General features: G+C 72.6%; 15 protein-coding genes. 9 read left to right on the forward strand and 6 right to left on the reverse strand.

Annotation, left to right across the window (positions count from 1 at the left end; translation table 11 throughout):
- Positions 1-136: 136 nt before the first annotated feature.
- The 3 genes from Actkin_RS23730 to rimO are packed head-to-tail and all read right to left on the reverse strand — an operon-like array spanning position 137 to position 2,675.
- On the reverse strand, positions 137-631 hold the full coding sequence (locus Actkin_RS23730; RefSeq protein WP_258904316.1) for a CinA family protein: 495 nt from the start codon (positions 629-631) through the stop codon (positions 137-139).
- Positions 628-1,257 carry a CDP-diacylglycerol--glycerol-3-phosphate 3-phosphatidyltransferase gene (gene pgsA / locus Actkin_RS23735; RefSeq protein ID WP_189211615.1) on the reverse strand — a complete coding sequence of 210 codons (630 nt, stop codon included), beginning with the start codon at positions 1,255-1,257 and terminating at the stop codon, positions 628-630. The genes Actkin_RS23730 and pgsA overlap by 4 nt, the downstream gene beginning before the upstream one ends.
- Positions 1,254-2,675 (reverse strand): 30S ribosomal protein S12 methylthiotransferase RimO, encoded by a 1,422-nt coding sequence (gene rimO, locus Actkin_RS23740; protein WP_258904317.1) that lies wholly within the window; start codon positions 2,673-2,675, stop codon positions 1,254-1,256. Before rimO ends, pgsA begins: the two co-directional genes overlap by 4 nt.
- Positions 2,676-2,826: 151 nt before the next feature.
- Between rimO and Actkin_RS23745 the strand changes: the two genes are divergently transcribed.
- Complete coding sequence (locus tag Actkin_RS23745; protein ID WP_258904318.1) at positions 2,827-3,831, forward strand: lysozyme family protein; 1,005 nt, start codon at positions 2,827-2,829, stop codon at positions 3,829-3,831.
- Positions 3,832-3,873: 42 nt separating this feature from the next.
- On the opposite strand, the gene Actkin_RS23750 is transcribed toward Actkin_RS23745, so the two are convergent.
- Positions 3,874-5,118, reverse strand: a complete 1,245-nt coding sequence (locus Actkin_RS23750) for an acetyl-CoA C-acetyltransferase (protein ID WP_258904319.1) — start codon at positions 5,116-5,118, stop codon at positions 3,874-3,876.
- A gap of 105 nt (positions 5,119-5,223) precedes the next feature.
- Between Actkin_RS23750 and Actkin_RS23755 the strand changes: the two genes are divergently transcribed.
- A complete protein-coding gene (locus tag Actkin_RS23755; RefSeq protein ID WP_189211619.1) occupies positions 5,224-5,718 on the forward strand; it encodes an amino-acid N-acetyltransferase in 495 nt (164 codons plus the stop codon).
- Between the two features lie 132 nt (positions 5,719-5,850).
- Positions 5,851-6,303 carry a phospholipase gene (locus tag Actkin_RS23760; protein ID WP_229787005.1) on the forward strand — a complete coding sequence of 151 codons (453 nt, stop codon included), beginning with the start codon at positions 5,851-5,853 and terminating at the stop codon, positions 6,301-6,303.
- A 46-nt stretch (positions 6,304-6,349) separates the two neighbouring features.
- Here Actkin_RS23760 and Actkin_RS23765 read toward each other — a convergent pair whose 3' ends face one another.
- Both Actkin_RS23765 and Actkin_RS23770 read right to left on the reverse strand, forming a co-directional pair.
- The gene (locus Actkin_RS23765; RefSeq protein ID WP_258904320.1) at positions 6,350-6,919 is read right to left on the reverse strand and encodes a DUF5684 domain-containing protein; all 570 of its coding nucleotides are present in this window, start codon (positions 6,917-6,919) and stop codon (positions 6,350-6,352) included.
- Positions 6,920-7,036: 117 nt separating this feature from the next.
- Positions 7,037-9,412, reverse strand: a complete 2,376-nt coding sequence (locus tag Actkin_RS23770; RefSeq protein WP_258904321.1) for a DNA translocase FtsK 4TM domain-containing protein — start codon at positions 9,410-9,412, stop codon at positions 7,037-7,039.
- 98 nt (positions 9,413-9,510) lie between these two features.
- On the opposite strand from Actkin_RS23770, the gene Actkin_RS23775 reads away from it, so the two are divergent.
- The 6 genes from Actkin_RS23775 (at position 9,511) to Actkin_RS23800 (ending at position 18,172) form a co-directional block, all read left to right on the forward strand.
- Positions 9,511-10,335 carry a lysophospholipid acyltransferase family protein gene (locus Actkin_RS23775; RefSeq protein WP_189211621.1) on the forward strand — a complete coding sequence of 275 codons (825 nt, stop codon included), beginning with the start codon at positions 9,511-9,513 and terminating at the stop codon, positions 10,333-10,335.
- A gap of 31 nt (positions 10,336-10,366) precedes the next feature.
- Positions 10,367-11,977, forward strand: coding sequence for a glycoside hydrolase family 13 protein (locus tag Actkin_RS23780; RefSeq protein WP_258904322.1), 1,611 nt, complete (start codon positions 10,367-10,369; stop codon positions 11,975-11,977).
- Positions 11,978-12,085: 108 nt separating this feature from the next.
- A complete protein-coding gene (locus Actkin_RS23785) occupies positions 12,086-12,970 on the forward strand; it encodes a zinc metalloprotease (protein WP_258904323.1) in 885 nt (294 codons plus the stop codon).
- Positions 12,967-14,190, forward strand: coding sequence for a trypsin-like peptidase domain-containing protein (locus tag Actkin_RS23790; protein ID WP_258904324.1), 1,224 nt, complete (start codon positions 12,967-12,969; stop codon positions 14,188-14,190). The genes Actkin_RS23785 and Actkin_RS23790 overlap by 4 nt, the downstream gene beginning before the upstream one ends.
- Before the next feature lie 572 nt (positions 14,191-14,762).
- The gene (locus tag Actkin_RS23795) at positions 14,763-15,719 is read left to right on the forward strand and encodes an EamA family transporter (RefSeq protein ID WP_258904325.1); all 957 of its coding nucleotides are present in this window, start codon (positions 14,763-14,765) and stop codon (positions 15,717-15,719) included.
- A 152-nt stretch (positions 15,720-15,871) separates the two neighbouring features.
- Entirely contained in the window at positions 15,872-18,172 is a 2,301-nt protein-coding gene (locus Actkin_RS23800; RefSeq protein WP_258904326.1) for a SulP family inorganic anion transporter, read from the forward strand.
- The last annotated feature ends 10 nt before the right edge of the window (positions 18,173-18,182 follow it).

Here is an 18,182-nt window from a genome sequence, read left to right on the forward strand (position 1 = left end):
TCCTCCGACAGTTACTCATCACGTTACCCAGAGGCACTGACATGTCGCACGGCCTTCCCACGGCGTACGCCAAGAGCGAACACCCCGGTCGACCTCGCTGTTCCCCACCCCCCGGGCACCGAGAGTGACCCGAACCTCACTCGATGATCGCATCCAGGTCGTCCTCGATGAGGCCCAGCGCCGCCCGGACGGCGGCCGCCCTGACCTCGTCGCGGGTCCCGGTCGCCCGCAGCAGCGAGACCAGTCCGCCGCGCGGGGACTCCAGCGCCACGAACACCGTGCCCGCGGGCACGCCGTCCTGCGGCCCCGGCCCGGCCACGCCGGTCAGCCCGAGCCCGATGGTGGCCCCGCACCGGGCCCTGGCGCCCGCGGCCAGCGCCGCGGCGACCTCGGAGTCGACCGGCCCGCGCTCGGCCAGCAGCCGGGGGTCCACGCCCGCCAGCGACGCCTTGAGGTCCGTCCCGTAGACCACGAGCCCGCCCCGCACGACCGCGCTGGACCCGGGCACGGTGGTCAGCACCGCGGTCAGCAGCCCCGCGGTCAGCGACTCGGCGGCGGCGACGGTCTCCCCGCGCTCGGCCAGCGTGCGCACCAGCGCGGCGACCTGCTCGGCCGGGACTCCCTGGATCACGCGACCGCGCGCTTCCCCCGGGCCCGCAGCCGCACGGCGCGCACGGCGTAGTCGACGCCGGTGACGACGGTGAGCGCGATCGCCGCGCCCATCACCACCCAGGCCACGACGTGCAGGAACCCCGGCAGCGGCACCAGGAACAGCCCGATGGCCACGACCTGGAGCAGCGTCTTGAGCTTGCCGCCCCGGCTGGCCGGGATCACCCCGTGCCGGATCACCCAGAACCGCAGCAGCGTCACCCCGACCTCGCGCACCGCGATGACGACCGTGACCCACCACGGCAGCTCGCCCAGGACGCTGAGCCCGATCAGCGCGGCGCCGGTGAGCGCCTTGTCCGCGATCGGGTCGGCGATCTTGCCGAAGTCGGTGATGAGCCCGTGGCGGCGCGCCAGCCTGCCGTCGACGTGGTCGGTGATCGACGCGACGGCGAAGACGAACGCGCTGGTCCAGCGCCAGAAGTCGCCGCCTGCGAACAGGGCGAGCAGGAACACCGGGACGAGCGCGAGCCTGCTCAGCGTGAGCAGGTTGGCGATGTTGAGCACCGGGACGTGCGTCGGCACCGGGGCGGGCACCGGGGGCGCTGGCCGGGTGGCCGCGTCCTCGCCCTCGGTGGGCACGGCGCTCACGTCCTCGGGACCAGCGCGCGGGCGCGCACGATCAGGTCGACGCCCTCGCTGTCGACGACCTCGCCGACCACGAGGTCGCCCACGGCCAGGCCGGTGGCCGCGATGTCGCCGTCGACCAGCACGCACTCGCCGTCGACCTCGGGGGCCTGGTGGGCGGCGCGGCCCGCGCAGTCGTCCTCGTCGGACTCGGCGCGCTCGACCAGCACGACGACCTCGTCGCCGACGCGGTCCTCGGCGCGCTGGGCGGTCAGCTCCTCGGCCAGCTCGCTGATCCGGGCCACGCGCGCGGCGATGACGTCGGCGGGCAGCTTGCCGGGCAGGCCCTCGGCCTCGGTGCCGTCCTCGTCGGAGTAGCCGAACACGCCGACGGCGTCCAGGCGCGCCTCGGTGAGGAAGCGGGCCAGCTCGTCCACGTCGGCGTCGGTCTCGCCGGGGAAGCCGACGATGACGTTGCTGCGGATGCCCGCGTCCGGGGCGTGCTCGCGGATGCGCTTGACCAGGTCGAGGAAGGACTCGGTGTTGCCGAAGCGGCGCATGCGGCGCAGCACGGGCTCGCTGGCGTGCTGGAACGACATGTCGAAGTACGCGGCGACGCCCGGGGTGGTGGCGATGGCCGCGACCAGCGACGGCTTGGTCTCGGCGGGCTGCAGGTAGCTGACCCGGACGCGGTCGATCCCGGGGACGGCGCCCAGCCGGGCCAGCAGCGGCTCCAGCGCGCCGGACGGGCCGAGGTCCTTGCCGTAGGAGGTGGAGTTCTCGCTGACCAGGACCAGCTCGCGCACGCCCTGCTCGGCCAGCCACCGCGCCTCGGCGACGATCTCGTCGGGCCTGCGGGAGACGAACGAGCCGCGGAAGCTGGGGATCGCGCAGAACGAGCAGCGCCGGTCGCAGCCGGAGGCGATCTTCAGCGAGGCGACCGGCGAGTCGTCGAGGCGCTTGCGCAGCACGCGCGGGCCCCAGGCGTGGCCGGGCACGGCGACGTCGCTGTCCTGCCGCTCGACGGGGGTGATGGGCAGCAGGGTGCGCCGGTCGACCGGGGTGTGCGATGCCACGGCGTGGCCCGCGACCACGTCGCCGAGGCGTTCTGCGAGGTCGGGGTAGGCGTCGAAGCCCAGGACGGCGCTGGCCTCCGGCAGGCTCTCGGCCAGCTGCGCGCCGTAGCGCTCGGCCATGCAGCCCACGGCGACGACCTTCGCGCCGGTGTCGGCGGCGGCGAGCAGGGTGTCGATGGAGTCCTTCTTGGCCTGCTCGACGAAGCCGCAGGTGTTGACCACGATGACCTCGGCGCCGTCGTCGGCGTCGGTCAGCTCCCATCCGCCGTCGGCGAGCCTGCCCGCCAGTTCCTCGGAGTCGACCTCGTTTCGGGCACAACCGAGGGTGAGCAGGGCGACACGGCGCGACGCGGGCGGAGTGGACACGGCTCAAAGGGTAGCCGCGCTCCTTCGGCGCGGGCGTATCCGGCGGTCATAGGCACCCGATGACAAAGCCTCGGTGTCGGATTCGTCACCGGATTGCGGGGTTTTCCAGCGGGTCTGGGATCACGTCGCGCGATCAGGCAGGGTGCGCTTCATGGGCAAACACCGTCGCACCCGCACCCGGGCCCCGTTCGTCGCGATGCCGCTGGTGGCGGTGCCGGTCGCGGTCGCGCTGCTGGGCGCTGGCGAGGACGCCCCGGTGCCCGCGGCCGCCGCGCAGCCGATCGCCTACGGGGCCGACGGCACGCTCGCCGACGGGCACGGGCCCGCGGCGGTGGAGGTGGTGCCGGTGCCGCCGGGGACGTCCGCGATCCCGCCGGTGGCCCTTCGCGGGTACGCGAAGGCGGCGGAGCTGGTGGGCCGGACGCACCCGGAATGCGGCCTGACGTGGCCGCTGCTGGCCGCGATCGGCCAGGCCCAGACGGGCCACGCGGCGGCGACCGGGCTCGACGACGACGGCGACACGATCATCCCGTCCCTGGGCCCGGTGCTGGACGGCTCGGCGGGCCGCGCGCGGATCCCGGACACCGACGGCGGGGTGTGGGACGGTGACGCCCGCTGGGACCGCGCGGTGGGCCCGATGCGCCTGCTGCCGTCGGTGTGGTCCGAGCACGGCCGCGACGCCTCCGGGGACGGGGTGGCGATCCCCCACAACGTGGCCGACGCGGCGTTGGGGGTGGGGCGGTATCTGTGCGCCACCGGGGCGGATCTGAGCACGCCCGGGGATGTCGCGGACGCGGTGTACCGGTTCCACGGGACGTCGGAGTTCGTGGCGACGGTGTTGTCCTGGCGGAACGCCTTCGATCCCGGGCAGGCGATGACGACGTCCGCTGCCGCCGGACCGACGACGTCGGCGAAGCCGGCGGCCCCGAAGCCGCCCGCTGCCCAGGCCCCCGCGCCTCGGCCGCCAGCACCCCAGGCTCCGGCGCCTCAGGCCCCCGCCCCGCAGGCGCCCGCCCCGCAGGCGCCCGCCGCGAAGGCCCCGGCGCCGACGCAGCGCCCGCCTGCGCCCGCTCCCGCCCCTGCTCCTGCTCCCTCGGACGGCCAGCTGCCGGGCGAGGAGTGGTACGAGTGGGGCAAGTGGCTGCCCGGCCGATAGCCGGAGGGGCGCAGGCCGGAAGGCGCAGCGAGCAGCCTCCGGTCAGCGGGCGGGCGTCCGCTCGAAGATCGCGGCCAGGCCCTGGCCGCCGCCGATGCACATCGTCTCCAGCGCGTAGCGGGACTCGCGGCGGTCCAGCTCGCGCAGCAGGGTGGCCAGGATCCGGGCGCCGGTCGCGCCCAGGGGGTGGCCCAGGGAGATGCCGGAGCCGTTGACGTTGACGCGCGCCCAGTCGGCGTCGGTGAGGTTCCACTCGCGGGCGACGGCCAGGACCTGGGCGGCGAAGGCCTCGTTGAGCTCGATGAGGTCCATGTCCGCCAGGGTCAGGCCCGCGCGGTCGAGGGCGCGGGCGGTGGCGGGGACCGGGCCGATGCCCATGGTCGACGGCGGCGTGCCCGCGACCGCCCAGGAGACCAGGCGGGCCAGGGGGCGCAGGCCCAGCTCGGCGGCGCGCTCCGGCGTGGTGACGACGCAGGCGGCGGCGCCGTCGTTCTGGCCGCTGGCGTTGCCCGCGGTGACCGTCGCCTCCGGGTCGGTGCGGCCCATGATCGGCTTGAGCGCGGCCAGGGCGTCGAGGTCGGCGCCGGGGCGGGGGTGTTCGTCGCGGTCGACGACGGTGTCGCCCCGGCTGCCGTCGGGGCGCTTGGGGGCGCGCTTGGCGGGGACGGTCACCGGGACGATCTCGTCGGTGAAGCGGCCCGCCTCGATGGCGGCGACGGCGCGCTGGTGGGAGCGGAGGGCCAGCTCGTCCTGCTCGGCGCGGGGGATGCGGTACTCGCGGCGGAGGTTCTCGGCGGTCTCGACCATGCCGCCGGGGACCGGGTGGTTGACGCCGCCCGCGGTGACGCGAGCGCGGGCGAGGCGGTCGTGCAGCTCGACGCCCGTGCCCTTGACGCCCCAGCGCATAGCGGTCGAGTAGAACTCGACCTGGCTCATGTTCTCCGCGCCGCCGGCGATCAGCAGGTCGTTGGCGCCGGTCTGGACGCGCATGGCGGCGTCGATCACGGCCTGCAGTCCGGAGCCGCAGCGGCGGTCGACCTGCAGGCCGGGGACGGTGACCGGCAGGCCCGCGTCGAGGGCGGCGACCCGGCCGATGGCGGGCGCGTCGCCGTTGGGGTGGCACTGCCCGAAGACCACGTCCTCGACCAGCGCGGGATCGAGACCGGTGCGGTCCAGCAGCGCGCGCAGCACGGCGGCGGCCAGCTCGGTGACGCCGACGCCCGCGAACACGCCGCCGAAGCGGCCCACCGGGGTGCGGACCGGCTCGCAGATGACCGCCTCGCGCATGGCACTCCCTCACGTCCTCGTCGACTGCCGGTGATTAAACCGGCAGCGCGCGGACCCGGGTATTGACGATGACCGGAATCTCACCGAGGGCTATGTTCACCTCTCGTGAAACCGCTGGTACGCCGCGCGCGGACGGCAGACGTCCGGCCCGTGAAGGCCATAGTCGACCAGTACGTCGGCAAGGTGCTGCTCGCCAAGGAACTGGTGACGCTCTACGAGGACGTGCAGGAGTTCTGGGTCGCCGAGCTCGACGGGCGCATCGTCGGCTGCGGGGCGCTGCACGTGCTCTGGGAGGACATCGCCGAGATCCGCACGATCGCGGTCACCCCGGACGCGCTCGGCTCGGGGGTCGGGCACGCGCTGGTGGCCAAGCTGATCGAGGTGGCGCGCGAGCTGGGCCTGGCGCGGATCTTCGTGCTGACCTTCGAGACCGAGTTCTTCGGCAGGCACGGGTTCGTCGAGATCGACGGCACGCCGGTCACGCCGGAGGTGTACGAGGAGATGCGGCGGTCGGCGGACGAGGGCGTGGCGGAGTTCCTTGACCTGCCTTACGTCAAGCCGAACACCTTGGGCAACACCCGCATGCTGCTTGAGCTCTAGTCGGGAGTGGACGGGAGTTCACCGACATTTCGGGCACGCTGGCCCGAACGGTGGTGTTCCGGACGTGGCAGATGGTGCGTAATTGTCACACCGAGCCCCTCGACCCGGGCTCCCCTCACTCCTGGAGGAGTCGTGGCCACGTCAACCCTGCGTCGTGCCGCCCGCGGAGCGATCGCCTCCGTCACCGCCGCCACCGCGATCGTGATGGGCGCGGGCACCGCGTCCGCCGAGCTGAGCCCGACCCAGCTGCGCTCGACGACCGACAACTACCTGTTCTCGCAGTCGTTGAGCCAGTTCCAGCAGACCCGCGCGGCGCGGCCGTACGCGAGCCAGCTGGACTGGTCGTCGGACGGGTGCTCGAACTCGCCGGACAACCCGTTCGGGTTCAACTTCGTGCGCGCCTGCTACCGCCACGACTTCGGCTACCGCAACTACAAGCGGCAGGGCCGGTTCACCGAGTCCACCCGGCTGTCGATCGACAACAAGTTCAAGAGCGACCTCTACACGATCTGCGGCACGCACTGGGGCTGCAGGCGCACCGCGGACGTCTACTACTCCGCCGTCCGCCAGTTCGGCAACAGCTGACCGGGGACGACAAGGGGCCGCGGTCGCCACCGCGGCCCCTTTCGCGTCACTGGTTGTACGGCGGCGGGTAGCCACCCTGCTGGGGGTAGCCGCCCTGCTGCGGGTAGCCCTGCTGGGGGTAGCCGCCCTGCTGGGGATAGCCGGGCTGCTGGTAGCCGCCCGGCGGATAACCGGCGGGCGCGTAGCCGGGCTGCTGGCCCGGATAGCCGCCCTGGTGCTGGTGGAACGTCGGCGACGCGGCCGGGCCGACGTAGCGGGCGCTGCCGAAACCCAGCATGAGGAACCCGATGTACGGGAACAGGATCAGCACGACGGCGAACCCGCCGCCCTTGCCGAAGCTCTTGGCCAGGTCGATGATCAGGATGATCGCGATCACGACGTTGACGAGCGGGATGAACAGCAGCAGCAGCCACCATCCCGGCCTGCCGGTGATCTTGAGCATGATGTAGGTGTTGTAGAACGGCACGATGGCCGCCCAGCCCGGCTGGCCCGCCTTGGTGAACGTCTTCCACACCGCGGCGATCATGATCACGGTGAGCAGCAGGCCGACGCCCGCCATCGCGATGATGAGGCCCCACGGCACGTCCGCCGCCGTGTAGGTGACCTGGTAGTCCACTCTTTCCTCCCCTGCGCGCGTGCGCACTCCGCACGCCGACCGGGGTATCAATCCGGAATGGACGCCGCCACGCCACCGGTTCGCGCAGGTCGTTAGCCGTTCGTGACTAACCGGACCTCAGTCCTGCGCCGCGGGCCCGCCCCGGATCGTCCACAGCACGTTCTCCAGCTCGTCGGGCTTGATCAGCACCTCGCGGGCCTTGGAGCCCTCGGACGGACCGACGACGCCGCGGGTCTCCAGCAGGTCCATGAGCCGCCCTGCCTTGGCGAATCCGACGCGCAGCTTGCGCTGCAGCATCGACGTCGAGCCGAACTGCGAGGTGACGATCAGCTCGGTGGCCTGCAGCAGCAGGTCGAGGTCGTCGCCGATGTCGGGGTCGATCTCGCGGGCCTCGCCCTGCTTGGCCGCGGTGACGCCCTCGGTGTAGTCCGGCTGCGCCTGCTCCTTGGTGAACGCCACGATCGCGGCGATCTCCTCGTCGCTGACGAACGCGCCCTGGATGCGGATCGGCTTGGACGCGCCCATCGGCAGGTACAGCCCGTCGCCCATGCCGATCAGCTTCTCCGCGCCCGGCTGGTCGAGGATGACCCGCGAGTCGGTGAGCGAGGACGTGGCGAACGCCAGCCGCGACGGCACGTTCGTCTTGATCAGGCCGGTCACGACGTCGACCGAGGGCCGCTGCGTGGCCAGCACCAGGTGGATCCCGGCGGCGCGGGCCTTCTGCGTGATGCGCACGATCGCGTCCTCGACGTCGCGCGGCGCGGTCATCATCAGGTCGGCCAGCTCGTCGACGATGGCGAGGATGTAGGGGTACGGGCGGTACTCGCGCTCGCTGCCAGGCGGCGCGGTGATCTCGCCGGACTTGACCTTGCGGTTGAAGTCGTCGATGTGGCGGACCCGGTTGGCCTGCATGTCCTGGTAGCGCTGCTCCATCTCCTCGACCAGCCAGGTCAGCGCCGCCGCCGCCTTCTTCGGCTGGGTGATGATGGGCGTGATCAGGTGCGGGATGCCCTCGTACGGGGTCAGCTCGACCATCTTCGGGTCGATGAGGATCATCCTGACCTCGTCCGGCGTGGCCCTGGCCAGCAGCGACACCAGCATCGAGTTGACGAAGCTCGACTTGCCCGACCCGGTCGAGCCCGCGCACAGCAGGTGCGGCATCTTGGCCAGGTTCGCGGTGATCATGTGGCCCTCGATGTCCTTGCCGAGGCCGACCACCATGGGGTGGGTGTCGCTGACGGCGGTGGCCGAGCGCAGCACGTCGCCGAGGCGGACCATCTCGCGGTCGCTGTTGGGCACCTCGATGCCGACCGCGGACTTGCCCGGGATCGGCGCGAGCAGCCGGACGTTGTCGGTGGCCACGGCGTAGGCGATGTTCTTGGTCAGCGCGGTGATCTTCTCGACCTTGACGCCGGGGCCCAGCTCGACCTCGTAGCGGGTCACCGTCGGGCCTCGGGTGAACCCGGTGACCTGCGCGTCGATGGAGAACTGCTCCAGTACGCCGCTGATCGCCTCGATCATCGCGTCGTTGGCCCGGCTGCGCGCCTTGGGCGCGTCGCCGACCTTGAGGACCGTCGGGTCGGGCAGCGCGTAGTCGCCGTCGACGACCCGCGTGACCGTCATCTCGACGGGCTTCTCCTTGACCTGCGGGGTCTCCTTGACCTGCGGCCTCGGCTCGGCGCGCTTGGGCGGCTCGGGCTCGTCCAGCGGCAGTTCGGTCTGCTCGACGGCCTTGCGCGGTCGGCGCTTGCGCACCGGCTCCGGCTCCGGTTCCTGCTCGGCCAGCGGCTCGGGTTCGGCGACCGGCTCCATGCCCAGGTCGCGCAGCCGGTTCGGGATCTCCCGGATGGGCGTGCCGGTGAAGACGAGCACGCCGAAGCCCAGCAGCAGCACCAGGACCGGGATCGCGACCCACGACGTGACGCCCTTGGCGAGCAGACCGCCGGACAGATAGCCCAGCACACCACCGGCGTACATGCGGCCCTCGTTGTCGGCGGGCAGGTCGCTGAACACGTGCAGGATGCCCAGCAGCGCCAACAGCATCAGCAGCGCCCCGACGACGAACCGGGGCCGCTTCTCCGGCGTCGGGTCCGAGCGCATCAGCCCGACGCCGATGACGAGCAGCACCAGCGGCAGCGCCGTGGTGAGCGCGCCGACGACCGTGCGCACGCCGATCTCCAGCCAGTTGCCGACCGGACCGGCGGCGTGCCACCACACGGCCGCGCCGAGCACGACGCCGACGGCGATCAGCGCGAAGCCGAGCCCGTCGCGGCGGTGCGCCGGGTCCAGCTCCTTGGTGCGGCCGACCGCGCGGGCGACCGAGCCGACGCCCTTGGACAGCAGACCCCACCCGCCCGCGAGCACGCCGGGCCGCTTGGCGACGGGCTTGCGCGCCGCCGGTTTGCGCGCCGCGGGCTTCCTCGGCGCGGGCTTGCGGGCCGCTGGCCTGCCCTGGCGCGCGCCGCCCCTGCTGGATGTCGTCTTCCCGGCCATACCGAACACGGTAGCCCGCCCGTCCCTCGCGCCCCACCAGCAACTCCGGCCCCGAACCCGGGGCGGACGCGCGCGGCGGGGCGTGCGATGCTCCGACCATGGTTGCGCTACATGGGGGTGCGGACGAGCCGACACGCCGCACGGCCGACGTTCCGCGGCTGTGGCGGGCGTTGACCAAGGTCGACCGGGGCGTGGTCCGGCTGCTCGGCAGGCTGGAGATCAGCGGCGAGTTCCCCGCGCACCTGCGCGGCAGGCCGGTGCTGGTGGCCGCCAACCACATCGGGATGTTCGACCCGTTCGTGCTGATCGCCGCGTGCGACCGGATCGGGCTGCCGCCGAAGTTCATGCTGACCGCGGGCCTGCTGGACGCCCCGGTGCTGGGCAACGCGCTGCGCGCCAGCGGGCACCTGCGGGTCGACCGGGGCAAGGCGAACGTCGCCGAGGCGTTCGACCGCGCGGTCGACGCGCTGCGCACGGCCCGCTCGCCGCTGCTGGTGTACCCGGAGGGCCGGGTGAGCCGGGAGCCGGGGCTGTGGCCGGAGCGCGGCAAGACGGGCGTGGCCCGGATGGCGCTGTCCGGGAACGTGCCGGTGGTGACGATCAGCCAGTGGGGCGCGCACGAGGCCGTGTACTGGGGCACCGAGGTCGTCTCGGGCTGGTCGGACGTCAAGCCGCTGCTGGTGTCCTCGCTGCGCTCGATCGTCTCGCCCCGGGTGTTCAAGGTGCACTTCGGCGGCGAGGTGGACCTGTCGGACCTCTCGGCGAGCAGGCCGGGCGACGCCATGCGGGCGCACACCCGGATCATGCGCGCGATCACCGCCGATCTGGTCACGCTGCGCGCCGACGAGCCCGACGTGCCGCGGTTCTACGACCCGACCCGACCGACCGACTCCAAGAGCCCCTGGCGACCGGTCTCGTCTTGACCGCTTCAGAGTCCCGTGGTGGCATGGCGGGATGACCGGTTCCTGGTGGAAGTCCGCAGTCGTCTACCAGATCTACCCGCGCAGCTTCTCCGACTCCGACGGCGACGGGGTCGGCGACCTGCGCGGCATCGAGGAGCGGCTGGACTACCTGTCCGCGCTCGGCGTCGACGTGCTGTGGCTGTCGCCGGTGTACCCGTCGCCGCAGGACGACGCCGGGTACGACATCAGCGACTACCAGGACATCGATCCGGTGTTCGGCACGCTGGACGACTTCGACCGGCTCCTTGCCGGCGTCCACGCGCGCGGCATGAAGCTGATCATGGACCTCGTCGTCAACCACACCTCCGACGAGCACCCGTGGTTCCGCGCGAAGCGCGACTGGTACTGGTGGCGGCCCGCCCGCCCCGGCATGACCCCGGGCACGCCGGGCGCCGAGCCGACGAACTGGCGCTCGTTCTTCTCCGGCCCCGCGTGGGAGTACGACGAGGAGTCCGGTGAGTACTACCTGCACCTGTTCTCCCGCAAGCAGCCAGACCTGAACTGGGAGAACCCCGAGGTCCGCCAGGCCATCTACGCGATGATGCGCTGGTGGCTCGACCGCGGCGTCGACGGCTTCCGCATGGACGTCATCAACATGATCTCCAAGGACCCGGCCCTGCCCGACGGTCCCGGCGGCGACGGCTCGGCGTTCTACCTCTGCGGGCCGCGCATCCACGAGTTCCTGCAGGAAATGCACCGCGAGGTGTTCGCAGGCCGTGAGCGCGAGCTGCTGACCGTCGGCGAGATGCCGGGCGTCACCGTCGACCAGGCCGTGCTGTTCACCGACCCCGCCCGCGGCGAGGTCGACATGGTGTTCCAGTTCGAGCACGTCAACATCGACCACGGTCCGTCCAAATGGGACATCAAGCCGCTTGACCTGGTGGCGCTCAAGGCGACGATGAACCGCTGGCAGGCGGGGCTGGCCTCGGTCGGCTGGAACAGCCTGTACTGGAACAACCACGACCAGCCGCGCGTGGTGTCGCGCTACGGCGACGGCAGCCCGCTGGCGGCGAAGGCGCTGGGCACGGTCCTGCACCTGCACCGCGGCACGCCCTACATCTACCAGGGCGAGGAACTGGGCATGACCAACGCGCCCTTCGAGACCATCGCCGACTTCCGCGACATCGAGTCGATCAACCACTACGCCGAGGCGGGCCCGTCGGCGCTGCCCGCCCTGCGCGCGAGGGGCCGGGACAACGCGCGCACGCCGATGCAGTGGGACGCCTCCCCGCACGCCGGGTTCACCACGGGCACGCCGTGGATCGCGGCCAACCCCAACCACAAGGAGATCAACGCCGCCGACGCGGTGTCCGACCCCGATTCGGTGTTCCACCACTACCGCAGGCTGATCGACCTCCGGCACACCGAGCCGTGCGTGGTCCACGGCGACTTCACGCTCCTCCTGCCCGACGACCCGAGCGTCTACGCGTTCACGCGCTCGTACGAGGGCACTGAGCTGCTGGTCCTGGCCAACCTGAGCGCCGAGCCCGCGCAGGCCGCGATCGATCCGGCCTGGCTGGACGCCGAACTCGTGCTCGCCACCCTGCCGGACGAGCGTTCGACGACGCTGCGCCCGTGGGAGGCGCGCGTTTACCGTCGGTGAAGGAGTGGAACCGCTTCGTCAATCACCCGATCGGCGGTGCCGCCGCCCCTAACCGGACGGAGTCGAGCCGCGACTTCACGGTCGTACCCGCGAACAGGGGGAGCGACTATGGACGCGGAGATCATCGAGGCCCTGCCGGACGACGTGCAGGCCTGGCTGGACGTGCGCGACGCCTACCGGCGGCGGGCGGGCGGCATGGAGTTCCTGGTCACCGACCTCGGCCGGTGGCCGCTGGGCGCGCCCGTGCGCGTCGCGTTCCTGGGCGGGGACACCGCCCTGCACCGGCAGATCGCGGCCGCCACCGAGCAGATCACCGACGCGTGCGGCATCACGCTCGACTTCGGCTGGGACGAGGGCAGCGGGCAGTACCGGCGGTGGACCGAGCAGGACACCGAGCACGCCGCCGAGATCCGGGTCGGGTTCGACCTGCCCGGCTACTTCTCGCTCGTCGGCGCCGACAGCGCCGACCCCGGGGTCGGCCCCGCCGTGGGCCGGGTCGGCGGCCGGGCGCACCAGCGCAGCCTGAACCTGGGCGGCTTCACCGAGCGGCTGCCCGAGAAGTGGGCCGGGACGGTCCGGCACGAGTTCCTGCACGCGCTCGGCTTCCACCACGCGCACCAGAACATGCGCGGCGAGTGCGAGGGCGACTTCCGCTGGGAGGACGACCCCGGCTACGTGCCGACGCAGAACGCCGACGGCGTGTTCGTCGCCGACCCGGCGGGCAACCGGCCGGGCATCTACACCTTCCTCGCGGGCGCGCCGAACTTCTGGCCGAGGGCCAAGGTCGACGTGAACCTGCGCACGGGCAACCCGTACGACGTCGTGGCGGGCCCGTTCGACGCGAAGTCGGTGATGCTGTACTCGTTCCCGGCGCTGTTCTACCGGACGGAGTCGAGCCCGTGCCGCCCGACCGGCAACGGGGTTGATCTGTCCGAAGAGGACAAGCGGGGGCTGCGGCTGCTGTACCCCTCGGTCGCCGTGGGGGCGCCATGACGTTCCAGTACCTGACCGACGAGGCCCTGCGCGAGGTGCAGCGCGCGGCCATCGACCTCGGTTTCGCCACGGACAAGGCGCTGGAGTCGCTGAGCGCAGGCATCTCCCCCCGCTTCGTGGGGATGTACCTCGACGGCGGGACGCCCATCGGCACGCTGGTCTCCTTCACCAACCGGATGAACCAGACCCGGGCGCTGGGCTCGGGCGAGGTGCCGCTGCTCAAGTGGCTGCACAACGCGATCACGATGGCCGCCGAGCAGCCGGAGCAGCGGGTGTTCCAGCGGGCGCTGGAGATCGCCTCGGTCGACGGGGCCGCCGCGCACACCGAGCTGCCCAGCGCGGTGGCGGGCCCGATGGACGTGCAGGCCCTGCCGGGCTCCGACGGCGCGCTGGAGGTCGTCGTCGACGCCGACGACACCCTCGACGTCGGCTTCCTGCACCGGGGCGCGCAGGTGTCGCGCTCGGTGGCGAAGCTGGTGGTGCGCAGGCACTTCGACGGCGTGCCCGCCGAGCGCGGCGGGCGGCCGGACATCGGGGTCGGCACGGGGTGGGTCATCGCGCCGGGCCTGCTGATCACCAACCACCACGTGATCGCGGCCCGGCAGGTGACCGAGGCCAGGGCCGCCCCCGGCGACTTCGCGCTGCAGGGCGGGTCGGTGGAGGTCCAGTTCGACTTCTACCATGCGGACTCGCCCGTGCACGTCGTCCGGTCGTCCGGCTGCGTGGCGTTCGACGAGGGCCTGGACTACGCGGTGCTGCGCCTGACCGAGGGCGCGGCGCCGCGGGCGCCGCTGTGCCTGCGCCCGACCCACCTGCACAAGCCCAACTCGACGGCGCTGCGGGAGCGGGTCAACGTCCTGCAGCACCCCGACGGCGGCCCCATGCGCCTCGGCTTCCGCGACAACTTCGTCGTCACCGGCGACGAGAGCGTGCTGACCTACCTGACGGACACCTCAGGCGGCTCGTCCGGCTCCCCGATCTGCGACGACCGCTGGTCGGTCGCCGCGCTCCACCGCGGCTTCCGCACCATCCCGTCGGGCCCGGTGACGGTCTGGGGCAAGGCGATCCACCAGGAGAACTACGGCACCCCGATCGGCCGCGTCCTCCAGCACCTCGCGGCCCACCACCCGGCGGTGCACGAGGAGGTGCTGGCGGGCCAGAAGCCCGCCATCCCGTCCCCGGCCGCCCCGGTGCTGGTCCCGACCGGCAGCCACACCTGAGCCACCTGCCCCTCCACCTTGCTCGATGGAGTCCTTTCGACACGCCCGACGCGTCGAGCGCGCTATTCGACGCGCCTCCCAGGAGCCGGGCGACAGGGGCCCGGCGGACCGAAAAGAGGCGAAGCGGCGATGGCGTCCTCGGTGGCGTGGTGCGGAAGGCGGCCTTCGGGGCCGTGACGGCGTTGCCAGCCGTGACCTGCGTGGTGACGACGACGGGACGGCCGCCGCTCGGGCCGAGTGCGGGGCGCTGGAGGAGTGGACCGGCCCCGACGACCGGGTCCGGTTCGCCGGGAAGCTGACCAGTACGGAGACCGGCGTGGGCAACGGCAGGGTGGAAGAGGTGAACGTCGAGATCCGCGGCACCGCGTCAGGCGTATCACCCATGCACGGCCGGATTCACCGCGTTCCCTACTGACCGACCCTCCGCGCTCCCACCCGGGTCTGGCCCAACCAGGCCGACGAATCCTCGACCGCCCGACGCACCCGGAGACCGACCGGCCGGGGTCGGGCGGGCGGCGTGCTGCCCTGATCAGTGGCGTCCTACCATCGGACGACTACCGACAGGGGGACCCGTGACGACGCTCAGCCCGATTACTCGCCACCACGCCCGCGGGACCGTGTTCATCCTGTCGGCCTCGGTCGCGTTCGCCAGTTCCGGGCCGCTGGCCAAGCCCGCCATGCAGGCCGGGCTCAGCCCGATGCAGGTGGCCGCGCTGCGGGCGGCGCTGGCGGCGGCCGTGTTGCTGGCCGTGGTGTCGGCGACCATGCCGGGCGTGCTGCGGGTGCGCCGCGAGCAGTGGCCGCTGCTGGTGGCCTACGGGCTGACCGGGGTGGCGGCCGTGCAGGCGCTGTTCTTCATCGCGGTGTCGCGGCTGCCCGTCGGGGTGGCGATGCTGCTGGAGTACACCTCGCCCGTCCTCGTCGCGCTGTGGGTGCGGTTCGTGCGCAAGACGCGGCTGTCGGCGCTGTCGTGGGCGGGCACCGTCCTCGCGCTGGGCGGGCTGACGCTCGTCGCGCAGGTGTGGACCGGGCTGCGGCTGGACCTGCTCGGCCTGCTCGCCGGGATCGGCGCGGCGGTGACGTCGGCGGGCTACTACCTGCTCGGCGAGAAGGGCGCAGGCCGACATCACCCGATCGGGATGGTGACCTGGGGGATGGTGGTCGGCGCGGTCGGCCTGCTCGTGGTGGCGCCGCCGTGGTCGATGCCGGTGGCGGTGTTCGGCAAGACCGTCCCCTTCGGACCCTGGGAGTCGCCGGTCTGGGTGCTGCTGGTGGCCGTCGCGGTGCTCAGCACGGCATTGGCGTACTCGCTGAGCCTCAGTTCGCTGCGGCACCTGCCTTCCACCGTCGCCAGCGTCCTCGCGCTGACCGAACCCGTCGTGGCCACGCTCATCGCGTGGCTGATGCTCGGCGAAATCCTGACGCTGCCTCAGATCGCGGGCATGGCGGTGCTGCTGAGCGGCGCGGCGCTCGTGCAGATCGCCGCGCGCGGACCGGTTACGCCTGCCGAACCACTCCCGAACGACTGAGATCCACTCGATCGGGTGAAGCCTCGGGTCCTTGGCCCGTCACGGGAACCCCGCCTCCGTAAAGGAACGTTTACCCCGCAGACGCGACAGCACGTGTCCGATCGGTCACCATGTGCTTATCGCATCCGTTCTGCGACATCTGGAGGTTACCCATGGGTGGCTCACCCGCGACCGGCCCAGCCCACGCGCATTCCCCGCCACTGCGCCGATGGCTCGCCGAGAACGCCCGTCATGACATCCCCGCCTCGCTCATCGTCTTCCTCGTCGCGGTGCCCCTCTCGCTGGGCATCGCCGCCGCGTCCGGCGCCCCCGTCCTCGCCGGACTCATCGCCGCCGTGGTCGGCGGCGTCGTCGCCGGTCTCTTCGGCGGATCACCCTTGCAGGTCAGCGGCCCGGCCGCGGGCCTGACCGTCGTGGTCGCCGATCTCATCGCCCGCTTCGGCTGGACCGTCACCTGCGCCATCACCGTCATCGCGGGCGTGCTCCAGGTCGTGCTCGGCGCCTGCCGCGTCGGCCGGGCCGCGCTGGCGGTCTCCCCCACGGTCGTGCACGCGATGCTGGCGGGCATCGGCGTCACCATCGTGCTGGGCCAGGCGCACGTGCTGCTCGGCGCCGACGCGCCCGGCTCGGCGTGGGCGAACCTGACCGCCCTGCCCGGGGGCGTGCTGTCCCCGGACCCGGCGTCGGCGCTGATCGGCGTCGGCGTCGTCGCGCTGCTGCTGGTCTGGCCGAGGCTGCCCGCACGCGTGCGGGCGGTGCCCGGCCCGCTGGTGGCCATCACGGCGGCGACGGCGCTGACGGCGGTCCTGGCGCTGCCCATCGCGCGGGTGTCGCTGCCGGACTCGCCGCTCTCGGCGCTGCACCTGCCCGAGCTGCCGGACGGCGAGTGGGCGGCGTTCGCGGTCGGCGTGCTGACGATGACGCTCATCGCGAGCGTGGAGAGTTTGCTCTCGGCCGTGGCGGTCGGGAAGATGCGCCCGGGCATCCGCACCGACTTCAACCGGGAGCTGCGGGGCCAGGGCTTGGCCAACATCACCTCCGGCATGATCGGCGGGCTGCCGGTGACCGGGGTGATCGTGCGGAGCTCGACGAACGTGCGGGCCGGGGCGCGCACGCGTGCGTCCGCGGTGATGCACGGGTTGTGGGTGTTGCTGTTCTCTGTGGTGTTGGTGGGGTTGGTGGAGCAGATCCCGATGGCCGCGTTGGCCGGGCTGCTGGTGTTCGTGGGGTTGCGGTTGGTGGAGTGGGGCAACATCCGGTCGGCGAAGCGCCATGGCGAGCTGGCCGTGTACCTGGTGACGATCTCCTGCGTCGTGTTCCTCGACCTGTTGCAGGGCGTGCTGATCGGGCTGGCGTGCGCGCTGCTGGCCACGGTGCGGCGCATCGTGTGGGCCCGGGTGCGGGTCGAGCCCGCCGAGCCCGACGCCGAGGGCAGGCCCGCGTGCGCGGTGGTGGTCGAGGGCACGCTGAGCTTCCTGTCGGTGCCGCGGCTGTCGCGGATGCTGGCGCAGGTGCCCGAGGGCAGCGCGGTGCACCTGGAGTTGGTGGTCGACTACCTCGACCACGCCGCCCACGACCACATCACGGCGTGGCGGCACGCGCACGAGGGCACGGGCGGCAGCGTGGTCGTCGACGAGATCGGCGGGCCGGGTCTGTCGGCGCGCCGCAAGTCCGGTCCGGCGCCGCGGTGGCTCTCACCGTGGTCGCACTGGCAGCGCGTGCACCCGACGATCCCGCTGCAGGTCCGCGGGCACGAGGTGCTGCACCCGCTGGTGACCGGCGCGCGGGAGTACCACCGCAGGGGCGCGCCGATGCTGCGCCCGCACCTGCGCAGGCTGGCCAGTTCCCAGCAGCCGCACGCGATGTTCCTGACCTGCGCGGACTCGCGCATCGTGCCGAACGTCATCACCGCGTCCGGACCGGGCGACCTGTTCACCGTGCGCAACATCGGCAACCTCGTGCCGGACCCGCGCGACTCCGGCGACCTGTCGGTGCACGCGGGCGTGCAGTACGCCGTCGACACCCTCGGCGTGCCCGTCGTGATGGTGTGCGGGCACTCCCGCTGCGGCGCGATGACCGCGCTGCTGTCCGACCCGTCCGACGACCCCATGGGCCAGTGGCTGCGCTGGGCGAACCCCAGCCTCGCCGCATGGCGGGACGGTCACCCGCTCGGCCTGCACGCCGCGGCCGACGGGTGGTCCGAAGTGGACCAACTGGCGATGGTGAACGTGGCCGTGCAGCTGGAGACCCTGCGCAGGCTGCCGGTGGTCGAGCGCAGCGGCGTCCGGCTGGTCGGGCTGTTCTTCGACATCCCGACCGGCACCCTGCTCATGCTCGACGAACTCACGCAGCGGTTCGAGCCGCTGCCGGGCCGCGGCGCGCTGCCCCGGCCCAGGGAGGCCACCCGGACGGCCGTCGCCGATTCCCCGGACGACCTCCCGACGGCGCGCTAGATTTGCGCGC

It is taken from the genome of Actinokineospora sp. UTMC 2448 (assembly GCF_024760565.1).
Taxonomy (GTDB): domain Bacteria; phylum Actinomycetota; class Actinomycetes; order Mycobacteriales; family Pseudonocardiaceae; genus Actinokineospora; species Actinokineospora fastidiosa.

Coding starts and splice junctions, on each gene's coding strand:
- Actkin_RS23745 (WP_258904318.1), top strand. CDS start 2,827: ATGGGCAAACACCGTCGCACCCGCACCCGGGCCCCGTTCGTCGCGATG.
- Actkin_RS23750 (WP_258904319.1), bottom strand. CDS start 5,118: ATGCGCGAGGCGGTCATCTGCGAGCCGGTCCGCACCCCGGTGGGCCGC.
- Actkin_RS23770 (WP_258904321.1), bottom strand. CDS start 9,412: ATGGCCGGGAAGACGACATCCAGCAGGGGCGGCGCGCGCCAGGGCAGG.
- Actkin_RS23775 (WP_189211621.1), top strand. CDS start 9,511: ATGGTTGCGCTACATGGGGGTGCGGACGAGCCGACACGCCGCACGGCC.
- Actkin_RS23780 (WP_258904322.1), top strand. CDS start 10,367: ATGACCGGTTCCTGGTGGAAGTCCGCAGTCGTCTACCAGATCTACCCG.
- Actkin_RS23785 (WP_258904323.1), top strand. CDS start 12,086: ATGGACGCGGAGATCATCGAGGCCCTGCCGGACGACGTGCAGGCCTGG.
- Actkin_RS23790 (WP_258904324.1), top strand. CDS start 12,967: ATGACGTTCCAGTACCTGACCGACGAGGCCCTGCGCGAGGTGCAGCGC.
- Actkin_RS23800 (WP_258904326.1), top strand. CDS start 15,872: ATGGGTGGCTCACCCGCGACCGGCCCAGCCCACGCGCATTCCCCGCCA.